General features: G+C 53.6%; 3 protein-coding genes. All 3 read left to right on the top strand.

Annotated elements, in window-relative coordinates:
- Positions 1-55: 55 nt before the first annotated feature.
- Genes A1830_RS13765 through A1830_RS13755 form a run of 3 tightly spaced genes read left to right on the top strand, consistent with a single transcriptional unit; the run spans position 56 to position 17,318 of the window.
- Positions 56-3,283: a non-ribosomal peptide synthetase gene (locus tag A1830_RS13765; RefSeq protein WP_067707040.1), complete on the top strand. Its 3,228-nt coding sequence runs from the start codon at positions 56-58 to the stop codon at positions 3,281-3,283.
- Complete coding sequence (locus tag A1830_RS13760; RefSeq protein ID WP_067707035.1) at positions 3,280-13,143, top strand: non-ribosomal peptide synthetase; 9,864 nt, start codon at positions 3,280-3,282, stop codon at positions 13,141-13,143. The genes A1830_RS13765 and A1830_RS13760 overlap by 4 nt, the downstream gene beginning before the upstream one ends.
- The gene (locus A1830_RS13755; protein WP_067707031.1) at positions 13,143-17,318 is read left to right on the top strand and encodes a non-ribosomal peptide synthetase; all 4,176 of its coding nucleotides are present in this window, start codon (positions 13,143-13,145) and stop codon (positions 17,316-17,318) included. Before A1830_RS13760 ends, A1830_RS13755 begins: the two co-directional genes overlap by 1 nt.
- The last annotated feature ends 1 nt before the right edge of the window (position 17,319 follow it).

Here is a 17,319-nt window from a genome sequence, read left to right as displayed (position 1 = left end):
ATCGTTAATCACTTTAGTGTCCTTCACTGGTATTGCTTTTTTTCGGGGTGTTTAGATGGTATGTAATAATGATTTATTTGAACTGACGTTATCGCAGATGGATATCTATCTGGATCAAATTAAAAATATCTCCAGCCCTAAATTTAATATCGGTGGATATATAAAGCTTCACGACATTGATGTCGATAAATTGGTAGTGGCGCATGGGAAACTTATTGAGTGCTCTGATTCCTTTGGAATACGAATATTCAGTCAATTACGGCAGCCAATGCAATCTATCTCCTCTAAGAGGAATATTCAGTTGCCGATCGTTGATTTCTCTACCGATCCTGCGGGCAAAGAAAAAGCGCTGGATTGGGTTAATCACGCTTTTTCCAAACCCTTTAATTTGGACGATGGCGAATTATTTACATCCTGCCTTATCAGGGTGGACGCCTCTGAAAGCTGGTATGTCGGGATTGCCCACCACATCATCAACGATGGCTTCGGTTTTATTAACTGGACTAAGCGCCTCGCCGAAATTTATAACTGCGAACAGCCACCGACCGGTCTGAGCTGGCGCGATATTGCCATCAGCGATAATGATTACTTGCACGGCGAAAAATACCGCAGGGATCAACAATACTGGTCCGAACGTTTGCACGCTGTGGCAGCAATGAGTCTGAAGCCGGTTCACTCCGTGGCTGAACAGGAAAGCGGTGATAAAACCAGCGGTCGTACTATCCGCCATATGAGCCGTCAGGATTACCAGCACTGGATTTTCGTTGCTAAAGAGTATGGACTCACGCTCTATCATCTGATCGCTGCGGCTATCGCCATCGCTTTCTTCCGTAGTGAAAACGCCGATCAGGTTGCTATTGGTATTCCAGTACACAACCGACGCGGCAGCGAGCAAAAAAAAGTTATCGGCGTATTCACCAATATCACGCCGATATATTTGGACATCACCGCCGAAATGCGCGTTCTCGACGTTGCCATGCAGGTTAAAGCACGGCAGAAGCAAGGTATCAGTCATAACCGTTTCCCGCTCGGACACATTTCACAACTGGCTGTCGGGGAGAATCAGCAACGCAGCGTTTTCGATGTCAGTTTCAACTATCTCAAAGTCGGCGGCGGCGTCGTATTTGGTGAACGTTCATCCGAAATGTTTTACCTGAGCCACTTTCACGACGATACGCCATTGAATATCACGCTATGGGAATCAGGAAGTGAACAGGGAATAGAATTTCATTTCGACTACAACTTCAGGTATTTCAATGCGGTCGAGTCGGAACGACTGGCGGACAGAATGATGTTCCTCTTTGACAATTGCTGCCGCGCCATTACGGATAATGTCTGCCAGATCGCGATGTTGCCCGAATCCGAACTGCGGCTGATCCGACAGTTCGCCGTCAATCAATCAACAACAGTTTTACCTGAGGCTCCGGCCGCTTTCCTGCACCAGCTTGTGGAACGTCAGGCGGCACTGACGCCCGATGCCATGGCGCTGGCGGAATCTGACGGACGAAGCCTGAGCTATCGCCAGCTTAATCGACAGGCTAATCGGTTAGCCCGGTATCTGCGGCAGCAGGGCGTAAGCTCCGGCGATCCGGTTGTGCTTTGCGCGTATGCAGGATGCGATGCCACGGTAGGGATTTTGGCGATACTGAAATCAGGCGCCGTTTGCGTTCCTGTCGACCTGCGTTATCCCACGGAGCGCATTCAGTATGCGATCGCCCAGTCAGGCAGCCGCTTTTTTCTGGCGGATACCCAGGCGGCCGGATATGAACGTCTTACCGACCTTGGCCATGGTTGTCGCGAGTTCTCGCTTTGCCACCTGCCTGTTGATGACGATGAGGCGCAGTATCAGGATCTTCATCCAGATACTGTAGCGTTAGTGCCGGGCGCTGCGGCGTATGTCATCTACACCTCCGGATCGACGGGGAAACCGAAGGGCGTCGAAGTGGACCATGGCGCGTTTGCCCGGCATATTATCGATATCAACCGCTGCTATCGCCTTAACGCCGCCGATCGCTGCCTTCATACGGCGTCGATAAGTTTTGATGCGGCGCTGGAACAGCTTTTTGTTCCCTTAACCTGCGGTGCGTCGGTGTATTTTGCCGATTTGCGGATGAGCGATGTCGATAGTCTGGTCGCATTTATTGAACAGCATCATATCACCGTCGCCGATCTGACGGCGTCTTACGTGAATGAATTTCTCAATCTTTATTCGGTCGCCAGGCCTCATGCGCTGCTGAGATTATTAATCGTTGGCAACGAGTGTTTTTACAGTGCCGTATTGCGTCGGTGTCTGGCCGCCAGACTCGCGGACAGAGTGATTAATGCATACGGGCCGACTGAAGCGGTGATTACCAGTACGCTCTATGAAGTGAAACGGGATGCGCCGCCTGCAGGCGTAACCGTGCCCATTGGGCGCGCTGTTCCTGGGAATCGAACATATATTGTCGGTCGGCATGGACAACTGAACCCGATTGGCAGTATCGGCGAATTATTGATTGCCGGAGAGAGTTTGGCCCGGCGTTATATTAATGATGCCGGGCTCACGGCCAGCCAGTTTTTTGTCAAACACTTTATGCCTGGTGTTAATGAACGTTGCTATGCCACGGGCGATCTGGTTCGTTTTCGTGACGATGGAAATATAGAATATATTGGCAGAAAGGATAGCCAGCAGAAAATAAGGGGGCACCGCGTTGAGCTGCTTGAAATAGAGTCGGCGCTGCTGGAACTTGACGAAGTCAAGAATGCGCTGGTTAATTATCAATGCCATGAGCAAGAGCACGGACGTCTGGTCGCCTATATTGTCCCCAGGGTACAACAAAGTCCACCGGCTACGGTGATTAAAACCATCAAGAACAGACTGCGCTCAACCTTGCCGGACTATATGATCCCGGCACAAATCATTGTTAAGTCTGATTTTCCCTTGCTTCCCAATGGAAAGACCGATGTTAACCTGATTTTCAATACGCCTGCTGACTATGATGACGTCATTTTCACACCGGTAACGCTGGTTGAAATAAAACTGGAAAAAATGTGGTGTGAAATATTGTCGATGGACGAAGTGGATATTCACACCAGCTTCTTTAGCCTGGGCGGTGATTCGCTTCTGGCCATACGGCTTAACGCCTTCATTAAAGATGCCTTTGGCGCGTCTCTTCCCGTGGAGTTGATTTTTAACTATCCCACCGTCCATGAGATGGCGATGAATATCGACCTGATCCGCGACTGTATGACTTATCACGAAAACCCTGTTTTATCTCAATTTAATACCGAAGGATTTCTATGAGTGCTATCAATATTATCAATAAGGCGAAAGAGTCAGGGGTTTTTCTTTATTTAAATGAAGGGCGTCTGGCTTTTAAAAGTCAGGGCGAATTAAACGCTGCGTTAAAGGCTGAGATAATAGAACATCGTGAAGACATTATCGCTTTGTTGAGCAATTACCAACGCTCGTTATCGGTGATGGCGTCCGACACGCCTGCAGCGAAGCGTCGTACGGCACAAGAAAGAAGGCCAGTTACGTTCGAGCAACAGAGGATGTTGGTGCTGGATACGATATCCGTCCATAAGCAAAGCTACAACATGACCGCTTTGATTAGGCTGTCAGGGCAACTGGACATTGCCGCATTGATACGTGCTATCAATACGCTGGTGGAATGCCATGAGGTGTTGCGTACCTCCTACCGGTTTGACGAGCAGGGTTACTATGGTGTGCTTCATGCCGAGGCGGATGTCGTACTGTCGAGGGAAGACCTGAGCGCGCTTCCTGCTTCGCAGCGTGAAGCGCTTCTGTCTGCAATGGCGCAGGAAAGCGCTGAGCTGGAGTTCGATCTGGCCTGCGATATTCCGCTGCGGGTAAAGCTGGCCCGTGTCGCGGAAACAGAGCACTGCCTGTTTATCACGCTGCATCATATCGCCTTCGACAATGTGTCGATGGCGATTTTTTGCCAGCAGTTAAGTACCGCTTATAACTATGCAGCCAATGCCGCCGAGGCGCCATTATCGGCTTTGCCGCTACAGTATGCTGACTATGCGGATTTCCAGCGCGCCCAGATGAATACGCAGCGCGACAAGCTGAAAGACTTCTGGCATGAGCGTCTGCGAGGTCTGCCCACGCTGCATGATCTGCCGCTGGACTATGTACGGCCGGCAACGCTGTCAGCCGCAGGGAAATTGCATCACGACCGTTTGCCTGCGGAGTTAAGCCGGCAGGTGAGCGCCCTCGCGGAGAAAAGCCAGACGACGATTTTTGCCGTGCTACAGTCGATATTTGCCGTTTTCCTGCACCGTTACAGCGGTGCGGGAGATATTGTCGTGGGGACGCCGGTCAATAACCGAATGAGTAGCGAACTTAATACGCTCATTGGCCTGTTTGTGAATACTCTGGTTATTCGCTCGGAAATCCGTTCGCACGATACGTTCGATCGGTTTTTGACCGATAATAGCGCCATGATCCAGCAGTGTATCGCTCACTCGTTGTACCCGTTCGAACAACTGGTCGACACGATGAAGGTTGATCGCAGCCTGAGTTACAATCCGCTGCTTCAGATAGTTTTTGTTTATCAAGATGAGAGGGAGGAGTTGCTTCATCTGAACGGGTTGCAGTGCCAGATTGAGGAGATTCATACCAATACGGCCAAGTTTGATATCGTCCTGACCCTGAGCCACCATCACGATGGCCTGGCGCTCAAATGGGAATACGCAACCGATCTTTTCAGCCCTGCCTCGATAGCAAATATGTCCCGCAGTTTCATCCGGGTGCTGGAAAGTCTCTGTCGTCATCCTTCACAGAACATTGGTGCCATTCCGCTGCTCGATGCCGATGAGGCCGCGGCGACTATTGCCGCCACCTGCGCCGCTCGCCAGTGTTATACCCCTGAGTTGACGCTGGATCGTCTCTTTAATCGTCAGGCTGAAAAATATCCACAGAAGGCGGCGCTGGAGCTGGGAGAGCTTTCCCTTTCCTATGCGCAACTGAATGCGGCGGCTGAGCATCTGGCGGGGCACATCACAGACACAGGCATTCTCCCTCAGTCCCGGATTGCCATCGTAGCGGAACCTTCGTTTGAGATGATTATCGGCGTTCTGGCGGTGCTTAAGGCAGGCTGCGCCTATGTGCCAATTGATCCTGCCAGCCCTGAAGCTCGTACTCGTTACATTGCACAGGATGCCGGTGCCGATGTCTGTCTGGTGACGGAACAGACCCGGGAACTGGCGCCGGTTGAATGCACACACCGCCTGCTTATCACACTCGACCAGCCAATAGCGTCGGCGGCATTTACGCCAGCGGCTATCAGACCGGACGATCTGGCCTATGTTATTTACACATCGGGCTCGACCGGTACACCGAAAGGGGTGGAAATCACCCATGCTAATGTCGCGAGACTGTTTTCTGCCACGGAGCAGAAATTCGGTTTCCATCATCAGGATATCTGGACGCTGTTCCACTCTTTCGCTTTTGATTTCTCCGTATGGGAAATCTGGGGCGCTCTGCTATTCGGTGGAAAACTGGTACTGGTCAACCGGGAGCAAAGCAGAGATCCGGACGCGTTTTACAAACTGGTGGCGAGCAAGGGAGTGACCGTGCTTAATCAAACGCCAACCGCTTTTAATCAGTTCATCGCCGCCGACCAAAGGCAGCCGCGCAACCTGGCGTTACGCTATGTCATCTTTGGTGGGGAAGCACTGAATTTGATGAGTTTGCAACCCTGGCTACTGCGCCATGGCGATCTGCAGCCCCAGTTAGTTAACATGTACGGCATTACCGAAACTACCGTGCATGTAACCTGCAAGCACCTGACTCGTGAAGAGATAGCATCCGGCCGCGGCAGTCTGATTGGCAAACCGCTCGACGATCTTTCTCTCTACCTGCTCGATACTTCATTACAGCCGGTACCGGATGGCGTGGTCGCTGAACTGTTCGTCGCCGGCGGCGGTCTTGCCAGAGGGTATCTGAACCGGCCGGAAATCACCGCCGAACGGTTTATTCCCAATCCGTTCAATCCACAGGAGCGGCTCTATCGTACCGGTGATTTAGCCAGTCGCTTGCCTTCGGGCGAGTTCCGTTATCATGGCCGCTGCGATCAACAGGTAAAAATCCGCGGTTTCCGCATCGAAACTGGCGAAATCGAATTTGCTTTGCTACAACATCCGCAGGTGCGTGAAGCCGTTGTCATTGTCTATGAACCAGAAGGACATGGACCGCAGCTGGTGGCATATGTGGTAGAGGAAAGCGGGCAGAGCAGCAGCCAGTTACAACAGACGCTGAGACAGCATTTGAGCGCGACACTGGCTGAATACATGATCCCCTCGCTGTTTATCGGTACGCCAGGCATTCCGCTGACAATCAACGGTAAGGTAGCCCGTCACTTGCTGGCGAAACCGGATTTCAGCCTGCTCTATGAGAACAGTTTTGTTGCACCGGACACCGAGCTACAACGGCAGATGTGTGAAATCTGGCAGCGCGCACTGAACGTAACTCGCGTAGGCATTGACGATAATTTTTTTGCCCTCGGCGGCGACTCTATTCTTGTTATTGGCATGGTGGTGGCGGCCAAAGACGCCGGTATCGCGCTTTCTGCCAAAGATGTGTTTGTGCATCAGACTATCGCCCGGCTGTCTGAGCATATGGAACAGCAACGAGGGGCGTGGGTGGACGACGAACGGCCAGCGCCATTTACGCTGCTCAATGAGCGGGAAAAAGCGGTGCTGGATGGGCTGCATGACGCCCGACTCTTGCAGGATGCTTATCCGCTGACTCAGTTGCAGAAAGGCATGGTTTTCCATAATCAGCGTGACGGCGATCAAGCGACCTATCACGATATGATGGGGCTGCAACTGGCCATTGCATGGCACCAGCCCACCTTCCTCGCGACATTGAGCGTGCTGGTCGAACAGCACGATATTTTGCGCACCCGATTTGTGCTGAACGGCGACGCCATGCTGCAAGTGGTTGAGGCGGGAGTCGAGCCGGAACTGGAGTGTTTTGATTTACGTCACGTGCCGGCAGAACAGGCGGAACTGGCAATTAGCGCCTGGATGGAAAAGGAAAAATGCCGCGCGTTCGATGACGACTCCCGCTTGTGGAAAGTCACTGTTCATGTTCTGAGCGATGAAGCGATCAATTACACGCTGACTTGCCACCATGCAATTATGGATGGCTGGAGCGTCGCATCGTTCAATAGCGAACTGTTTAAACTGTATCGCGCAGCCTTGCTGCATGAGCCGGGTACGGTGGCCAAAGGATTGCCTTACAGCCGCTATGTCGCGGCTGAGATGGCCGCGGCGCAATCCGTGGTAGCACGGGATTACTGGCGGCGGACACTGGATGGCGCAACGCTGCCCTGGTGGCACCGTAGTGGACGAGGCAAAATCCTGCTGCAGACTGTGGATATAGGGGAGGATGTCGGCGACGCGCTCGTCCAGCTTGCGCGCCGGTTACAGGTGCCTGAGTCCACTCTGTTTCTGACAGCACATCTTTTTATGCTGGCCTTCCTGAACGGTAAACAAGACGTGGTGACGTCGATAGTAACTCATCAACGGCCAGCCATCGCGGGGGGCGATAGCGCGCTGGGGCTGTTCCTCAATTCGGTGCCACTGCGCATGACGCTGGATGCCGATACACCCTGGAGCCAATTGATTGACGACGTTCGGCGTCAGTTGGCGGCAATGGCGGATTATTGCTATTACCCCCTCGCGAATATTCAGAAAGACACGTCGCTGGATTTCTCATCATCGCTGTTCAATTTTACGCACTTTCATACTTACAGCGAGCTGGCTGATTCGCTAGAACTCATTAAGGAGCAGTCGTTTACAGAAACCAACTATGCGTTCGCCTCGCAATTTTCCAGGAACATCTCTACCCGGCGCTATGAGTTGCTGCTTGAGCTGGATAGCGAGGTGTTTGATCCTGCATTTTCACAGCGTATTGCGCAGTATTATTCCACCCTGCTGCGGCAACTGGTTCTCCAGCCGGAGCGGGCTGCCGATTACTACGCCATTCTGGGGAATGATGAATATTCAAGCCTGCAGCAGAGGCAACGCCCGCCTGAAGGGTTCCACCCCGGTCTGTGTATTCATGAACTGTTTGAAGTATGTGTAAAAAATCATCCGGAGAAAGTGGCGCTGACATTTGCCGATGAAATCCTGACTTATCGGCAACTTAATCAACGCGCCAATCAGCTTGCCTGTTGGCTGGTGGAGCAAGGTATCGGAGCGGATAGTCTGGTCGGACTGTGCCTTGAGCGTTCGCTGGACATGGTCGTCGCCATTTACGGCACGCTTAAAGCCGGGGCCGCCTACGTACCGCTGGACCCGGAAGCGCCGTCTCAGCGTTTGCAGGCGATGATCGCCTCGGCTGAGATATCCCGGGTTATTACCTCGGCGGAGATCGCACCCAAACTTTATCTGGTGGATAGCGGGCAACTTGTTATAGATGATGCCGACAGGATTCTGATGTTACGGAGCTATTGCGCCGAAAATATCGATAAGGCCAGACTTGGCCTGACGCCGCAGCATCTGGCCTATGTTATCCATACTTCCGGGTCTACCGGTGCGCCCAAAGGCGTGATGGTGGAACATGCCGCGTTGGTTAACCGTATCGCCTGGATGGACAAAGCATATCCGCTTGCCAGCGATGATGTGGTTTTGCAAAAAACGCCATTCAGCTTTGACGTTTCGGTGTGGGAATTTATCTGGCCGTTGACGCATGGTGCATCGTTAGTTATTGCTAAACCACAAGGTCACAAAGACCCGGATTATCTGGTGGATGTGATTGTCTCGCAGCGTGTCACCATCATGCATTTCGTTCCTTCTATGCTGCGGGCGTTCCTGAGTATCGATGAATGCCGCCGTTGTACCACATTACGGCATGTCATATGCAGCGGCGAAGCGCTTTCGACGGATGTGGTCGAGGCATTTCATCAGATGCTGCCTGAAACGGGGTTGCACAACCTGTATGGGCCGACTGAGGCGGCGATTGACGTTACCTTTTGGGATACGCGAAATATTACCCATGCCAGAACGGTGCCGATTGGCTACCCGATCGATAACCTCCGCATCTATATTCTTAATGATGGCAGAAAGCCGATGCCGCAGGGATGTCCGGGTGAACTGTATATCGGCGGAGTAGGGCTGGCACGCGGCTATCGTAACCGTGACGACCTTACCCGAGAGAAATTCTTCCTGATCTCCGATCCGCTGTTTAACGAGGAACGTGTTTATCAGAGCGGCGATTTGGCGGTGTATCACCCGCAGGGTGAAATCGAATATCTGGGCCGTATCGATGATCAGGTCAAGATCAAGGGATTCCGCATTGAGTTGCAGGAAATAGAACATCATATCGCCGGATTCCAGCCCGGAGCGCACGGCGTTGTACTGGTTAAGTCGCAGCATCACGCCAGTCAACTGGTGGCGTTCGTCACAGGCGTCGGCGATGTTGATGCGCTGCGCGCATTTCTGAGCGAGCGGCTAAACGAATACATGATCCCAGCCCATTTCATTGAGCTGGACAGCATTCCGCTGTCGGTGAACGGAAAAGCGGATCGCAAGGCGCTGGCAGCGATACCTGTTAACGATGTTCCGGCCGTTACCGGGTTTGTCAGCGCATCGACGACAATGGAGCGGACGCTGGTGCAGATTTTTGCCCGCGTGCTCGAGGCGCAGAGAGTGAGCGTGCGGGATAATTTCTTTGCGCTGGGCGGCGACTCCATCCGGAGTATCGCTCTGGTGGCCGAATGTCGAAGCAAAGGTCTGCGCATTAGCATTCAGGATGTTTACCAATATCCCCAGGTAGATCGGCTGGCGGCCTGTCTGGACTCCCGACAGCCGCCGCAGGACGACACGATGCTGATCGGTCCGACGACGCTGTTGAGCGATGAAGACAGGCGCCAGCTACCGGAAGATATTCAAGAAGCCTATCCACTAACGACGCTGCAAAAAGGGTTGGTGCTTGAAAGCCAGCTCGCCTCCGGCCGCGCGATGTATCACGATATTGTCATTTATACGGTGGAGGAGACGCTTAATTATTCTGCGTTTTCGGAGGCGTTGAGTGAAGTGCAGCAGCGGCATTCGATACTGCGTACCTGTTTTGACTGGTCGACATTCAGCGAACCGTTGCAGATTGTACGCGCAGGACAGTGCAACGGGCTGGAGTGGGTGGATTTGAGCGCGCTGTCGCCTGCAAAGCGGCAGCAGGCGCTGGATGATTTTCTGGTGCAGGAAAAACAGCATGAATTTGACTGGACGGCGCCATTAATTCGTTACTTTATTCATCAGCTCTCGAACGATTGCTATCAGTTCACGCTCAGTTTTCATGATTCCATGCTGGATGGCTGGAGCATCAACGCCTTGTCCGCCGAGATCTTCGAACGTTATTTTGCTTTGCAGCAGGGGCAGCCTCTGGCTGAAAAATACCGGTTGCCTGTCCTGCCATTCCGAGAGTATGTCGCTCTGGAAATGGCCGCCCTGTCGCGTCATCAAGATCGTGACTACTGGCGGGATAAACTGACTGATTTTACCTTCACACCACTGCCATTCACCGGTGCGAATTCAGACAATACGATTTGTTATGCAGATGTCGAACTTGCTCCCGGCATCTCTGAGGGGGTGCTGGAACTGTCGGCGCAAATGGGTGTCCCGGTGAAAGTCATTCTGCTGGCGGCCCATATGCGCGTACTTGCCTTTATCAGCGGCCAATACCACGTTGTATCCGGGCTGGAGCAAAACGGTCGGCCGGAAATGGCCGATTCAGAACGTACGCTGGGGCTATTTTTAAACACGCTGCCGTTCCGGCTGGATCTGTTGCCGGGCAGTTGGAAAGATCTGGTACGTCAGGTGTTCGATGAGGAAATTGCGCTGATGCCTTATCGCCATTACCCCATGGCGCAGATGCGGCTGGATAACGGTATCGGTGAGCTGTTCGACGTGGTCTTCAACTATGTGCATTTCCACGTGAGTCAGGAAACCATGGCCCGGCATGGCCAGGCGCTGGCGCATCTCGATTCGGTGCTGGAGACGGAGTACCCGCTGCGCGCCGAGTTCAGCCGGGATACGCAGCAAGGGCAGGTCGCGCTGAGTCTGCATTATGATGCCAGCCGCATTAGCGGTGAGGAGGTGGACGTCGTCCGTCATTACTATCAGTGCGTGCTGAAAGCGATAGCCACCGACAGCGATGCCAGCTGGCTGGATTTATCACTTCTGACCGCAGAGCAGCATCACAACATCATGCACCGCTGGAACGATACCCGCCACGCGTTGCCGAGCGCAATGGGCATTCACCAGTTGCTCGACCAGCAAGCGGCGGCAACGCCGGACCGCATCGCCGTTATTGAAGGCTCGCAGCGGCGTAACTATCGGCAACTGGCGGAAGAGGCGAACCGGATTGCCAGCGCATTGCAGCAGCAGGGTGTGAATCGCGGCGACGTCATCGCGCTCTATGCCGATCGCAGCATCAATTTCCTGACGGTTATGCTGGGGATCTTTAAAGCTGGCGCCGTCTACCTGCCGCTGGATGTCAATCATCCCGGCGATCGTGTCAGGACCATACTGGCACAATGCGATAGCCGTATGGTGGTCACCGAACGTGACCATTTGGCCTCGTTGCGTGGAATAGCCGACGGGGTACCGTCTTTCCCCGGGATCCTTCTGATCGATGACCTTCAATTGCATGACTCGACGCAGCTACCGTCCGGCGTCAGTTACGATCTGAATGATTTGGCCTACATCATCTTTACCTCTGGCTCCACGGGCACACCGAAAGGGGCGATGGTGGAGCACATCGGGCTAATCAACCACGTCTACGCCAAGATGCGCGATTTGTCGCTGACGGCGGAGGATATCGTGGCCCAGAATGCCTCCCAGTGCTTCGATATTTCGATCTGGCAATTCCTGTCTCCGCTTGCGTTCGGCGGCTGTGTTTGCCTCTGCCCGGATGACATTTCGCTGGATGCGAATCGCCTGATTGCCACCGTAGCCGGGCAGGGCATCACGATTCTGGAACTGGTGCCTTCGCTGCTTAAAGAGTTGATGAATCAACTGGAAGAGATGCCGGAAATCCGTCATCAACTCGCCCGGTTGCGCTGGCTGATACCGACTGGCGAAGCCTTACCGCCGCAGTTGGCAAGGCAGTGGCTGACTCTTTTCCCGCAGGTGCCGATCCTGAATGCCTATGGTCCGACGGAGTGTTCCGACGATATTACGCACTATCCGATAGTGACGCCGCCGGCGCAGGACGTTGTGAATATGCCGATAGGCAGACCGGTGGTGAATATGCGGATGTATATTCTCGACAGCCGGAGAAAAATGGTGCCGTTGGGGACCGTAGGGGAACTTTATGTTTCCGGTATCGGCGTAGGCCCGGGTTATATCAATAACCCGCAGAAAACGGCGGAGGCGTTTATGGACAACCTGTTCGACGATGGCTATTCCCGCCTGTATCGCACCGGAGATCTGGCTCGCTATCAGAAAGAGGGAAATATTGAATTCCTGGGCCGCGTTGACCATCAGGTGAAAATCCGCGGATTCCGCATTGAGCTGGGTGAAATCGAAGCCATCCTGCGGCGCTATCCTGACCTTAATGAGGTTGTGATTGCCGTTGTGGAAAACGGCCGGGATGATAAGCAGCTGATCGCTTATATCAGCCTCAAGAATAGCAGCGAAGCCGAACTTACCGTGCAGTATGGCGCTATCGTCGAGGCGTTGACCTCGCTGCTGATGGCGAATTTGCCGCAGTACATGGTGCCTTCGTATTTTGTTCTGCTGACGATGTTGCCGCACTTGTCGAACGGCAAGATTGATCGCAAGTCGCTGCCGGATTACCGGCTGCATATGCCCGCTGGTGTGCAAAACGTCCCACCAGTCACGCCACTGGAGCAGCAGGTCGCCGCGCTGTGGCAGGCGCACCTCACTATCGATGCCATCAGCATGGATGCCAATTTTTTCAACGTCGGTGGTCATTCGCTTATGGCGATGCGTTTGGTAAACGACATGAATAAAACGCTGAGTATGCAAGCAAGCGTCAAAGAACTGTTCATGCACCCGACCCCTGACTACTGGGCACGGAAGGCCGAGTTGCTTCGGGCGCTGGCCGGCAACGCCGAAGCTACGGTGGACGACAGCGACAACACCAGCATTGAGATGGAGTTTTAATGATGATGGATATCATTGAGATAGTGCATTTTTGCAACACGCATCGCATCAAAATCTCGGTAGAGAACGATCGTTTAAAGCTGAAGTCAGCGGAAAAAATCACCGATGCGCGGTTAGTCGCCAGCGTAAAAGAGCACAAATTGGCGCTGATCGCTCTGTTTTCGCAGCAGCGCAACGGGAGCGACGATGAGCCAGTTCCGGTTACGGAGGAGGAGCGGTCAGCGCTGTCCTATGCGCAGCAACGGCTGTTTCTGTTGCACCAAATGGATCCGCAGTCTGGCGCTTACAACATGCCGAACCAGATCGATATTAAAGGGAAATGGGACCGCCGCGCTTTCGAGGGCGCTATCCGCGCGCTGGTTGAACGCCATGAGGTATTAAGAACCACTTTTCAGGCGGAAAATCAGCAGCTTCGTGCGGATGTTCATCACGAACGTTACCCGGAGATAACCTATGAGGATCTGAGTGATTACTCCGGTCAGGATCGGGATGAACAGGTCTGGCTGCGTAGCCGGGCTGAAGCGCTGCGCGCCTTCGATTTGCAGCGGGATATCCCGCTGCGAATCACCTTAATGCAATGCGAGCCGGAACATGCCGTCCTGCTATTTACTCTGCCACACATTGTCTCCGACGGGTGGTCAATGGGCGTGCTTGTCAGGGATTTTTGCCAGTTATATCGCTGTCTGGCAAGCGGGGATGTGCAGCCGCCCGCGCCGCTACAATTCCAGTATGCGGACTATACAAACTGGCAGAAGGGTTATTTTTCCTCTCATGGCATGCAGCAATCCCTGCATTATTGGCGCGACAAACTGGCCGCTTTGCCGCTTTGCCATAGCCTGCCGGCTATTCTGGGCGGCAGAGATAAAAAAGTGTCTCTGGGGGAGAAACTGACGTTAAGGCTCGAGCCATTGCTGCGCGACGACATCGCCGCGTTTTGTCAGCGTCATAACGTCACTCTGTTCATTTTTTTGCAAACCGTCTTTGCTCTGCTGGTTTCACGCTACAGCAATGAGCGCGATGTTGTGGTCGGTTTCCCGGTTTCAGGGCGTGATGACGAACGCTTTTACGACAATATCGGCTGTTTCGTCAATACGCTGCTGGTCAGAACGCCCGTCGCTCCCGATGTGTCGTTTCTGACCCTGCTCAGGGACAATAAACTCACTATCATCGAGGCATATGAACATCAGCGCGTGCCGTTCGATATGCTGGTGGAGCAGCTCAATCCGCTGCGCACTTACCAGTGCAACCCACTGTTTCAAATTCTGTTTACCTTGCAGAACAATGAGGAGGCGGTGGCGGTTCTCCCTGACGTTATAGTAACGCGGATGGAAAATCAGACCGCGCTACTAAAAATGGATTTGGACGTCAGCGTAACGGAAAGCGACAGCGGTCTTCAGATCGATTGGCTGTATAACCCGTGCCTGTTCGAACGCTACGTTATGGAAGGGATGCTGGAGAGCTATCAGACGTTGATCCGCGCGGTGTTGACTGCGCCGGACTGCGGAGTCGAGGCGCTTCCGTTGCTGTCTTCACAGGCGGCAGCAAATATTGTTCGGATCGGCCGATCCGGACCGGACGAACCGCTCGAGGTTTGCCTGCACCAGCTGTTTGAGGCGCAATGCCTGCGTTCGCCGGACGCGGTAGCTGCCGTTTTCGATAATCGGTGCATCAGCTACCGGCAACTGAATGTATCAGCTAATCGCCTGGCGCATCAGCTCCGGCAACGACACAATATCACCCCTGATATGGTCATCGGTTTATATTGCCGGCGCAGCGCCGATATGCTGGTGTGTCTGCTGGCGATTCTGAAGGCGGGGGCAGCCTATCTGCCGCTCGATCCCGGCTATCCGGAACAGCGTATCGCCTATATGCTGTCCCATTCAGGTGTCAGGCTGGTGCTTACCACGCGGTCACTTGCTGCGCGTTTGCCAGCCGGCCCGGAAAACGAGGTGCTGATGCTGGATGAATCATTGCTCATCGACGAATCTGAAGCCGATCGTTATCCGGATCCAGCCACGTGTTCTCCCGGTAATCTGGCATACATCATTTATACCTCGGGTTCTACTGGCAACCCTAAAGGGGTCATGATTGAGCATCGTTCGGTGGTTAATTTCCTCCGCTCGATGGCGCGATCGCCAGGATTTGGCAAGGAGGATCGCCTGCTGGCGGTGACGCCGATAAGCTTCGATATCTCCGTACTGGAACTCTTTTTGCCCTTGAGCTGCGGGGGACGGGTTGTTATCTGTGCAGAAGAGGATAGCCGTAACGCTGAGATCCTGAGTGCGATGCTGTTAACACATCAGATTACGGTCATGCAGGCGACGCCGGCCACCTGGAAACTGCTGCAGCAAAGCCCTTTCTGGCATACACATCAGCGTCTCAAAGTGCTGTGCGGTGGCGAAGCCATTAGCCGTGAGCTGGCTGGGGCGCTGTGTGAAAATATGGGGTCTTTCTGGAATATGTATGGGCCAACGGAAACAACGATCTGGTCGACTGCGGGGCAAATCCATAGCGCTGAACGCGAGATCGTTATCGGTCGGCCGGTCGCCAACACGGCTTTGTATATACTGGATGAGCAGCAACAGCTGTCGCCGGCCGGGGTCATCGGAGAGTTGTACATCGGCGGAGATGGCCTGTCGCGCGGTTATTACAAACGCCCCGATCTGACGGCTGAGCGGTTTACTTCTGACCCATTTGTGCTGACAGGGCAGGCCCGGTTCTACCGCACTGGCGATATGGCAAAATGGAATGCGCAAGGGGAAATGACGGTACTTGGGCGCAGCGACAGCCAGGTAAAAATCCGTGGATATCGGGTCGAGCTGGGGGAGATCGAAAGCGCTTTGCTGTTGCAGGAGTGGGTCAGCGATACGGCGGTCAGGCTTGGCACCCGCTATAAAGAGATGCTGATTGCCTGCATCGTATTAACGCCCGAGGCGCATCAGCGCGCCGATTTTGACAAAGAGTGGCTTATCCAATCTCTCAGAGAAGGTGTATCGCAACGGCTTCCTGATTATATGGTGCCGCATCATTACCTCTTTCTTGATGCACTGCCGCTGACGCCTAATGGTAAGGTGGATCGTAACGCGCTTCCCGATATCACGCAGGTAATGACGTCCGATACGAATTACGTCGCCGGGCGCAATGACCGGGAAAGGCAGCTTTGCAAAATTTGGGGAAATACACTGGATATCAGTCAGGTTGGCATCCACGACAATTTTTTCAGCCTGGGCGGAAATTCCCTTGTTATGTTCAGGCTGTTTAATAAAATGAAAAGTCGTGGTTTCACGTTCACGCTTGAAGATCTCTTTCGGCACCAGAGCATTAATGAACTGGAGAGCTATGCCATCCAGCCGCTTGATATGCGGGCGATAAGTGTTCCCGAGTCCTCTGTCGTCGTGAAGCTCAATAACTCGTCAAGTCCGCGCAAGATATTCTGCGTTCACCCAGAAGGTGGCATAGCTACCTGCTATTCCGCCCTTGCGGGTCAACTGGTGGATTACGCACAGTGTTATGGGCTGCAGGCGCCCGCTATCTTCGGCGATGTCGAACTCAGCACCATTGACAGCCTGGCAAACCACTATGTTGACCTCCTGCTGCGCCAGCAGCCGACGGGAAGCTACCGTATTCTGGGATGGTCGCTCGGTGGCAGTATCGCCTGGCAGATGGCCGTTCAACTGCGCCGTCAAGGCTATGAGGTCGATTATCTGGGGGTATTTGACTCTGAGTTGCCCGTGCTCGCCTCAGAAGAGGAAAGGGACGGTCTGGCGTGGGAGGCGCTGGTCAACGATTTCAGAGCTGATGGATTATCGCTGGATAGCACGTTGCTGGCGTCATTAACGCCGGCCAGTCGTAAAGATTACCTGCTGGACCAGATGGCGATCGGCAAGATCCGGCCGGAAGGAATTACGGATGAGATGGCTGGCCGTTACCTGGGTTATCTGATCGATATTAAACACTCAAAGTATGACACCCGCTTAACAGCCGCCGATATCGACATCGATTATTACGCAATTGAGGACAGTATTTACGCCGCACAAGGTCAGTACCGCGGCTGGGATGACGTCTCGTCGGGCACCGTGACGCTGCTTCCTGCACAGGGTAGCCATCTGACCATGCTGCAACCTCCGTTTGTAAGTGAACTCTGCGCCACATTGCGCCAGCGGTTGGGAATATAAA

This window comes from Erwinia sp. ErVv1, assembly GCF_900068895.1.
GTDB lineage: Bacteria > Pseudomonadota > Gammaproteobacteria > Enterobacterales > Enterobacteriaceae > Erwinia.
This window is presented reverse-complemented; position numbering and strand designations above follow the sequence as displayed.

Bases quoted from the DNA above. Each gene is read 5' to 3' on its own strand.
- A1830_RS13765 (WP_067707040.1), top strand. From the start codon at position 56: ATGGTATGTAATAATGATTTATTTGAACTGACGTTATCGCAGATGGAT.
- A1830_RS13755 (WP_067707031.1), top strand. From the start codon at position 13,143: ATGATGATGGATATCATTGAGATAGTGCATTTTTGCAACACGCATCGC.
- A1830_RS13760 (WP_067707035.1), top strand. From the start codon at position 3,280: ATGAGTGCTATCAATATTATCAATAAGGCGAAAGAGTCAGGGGTTTTT.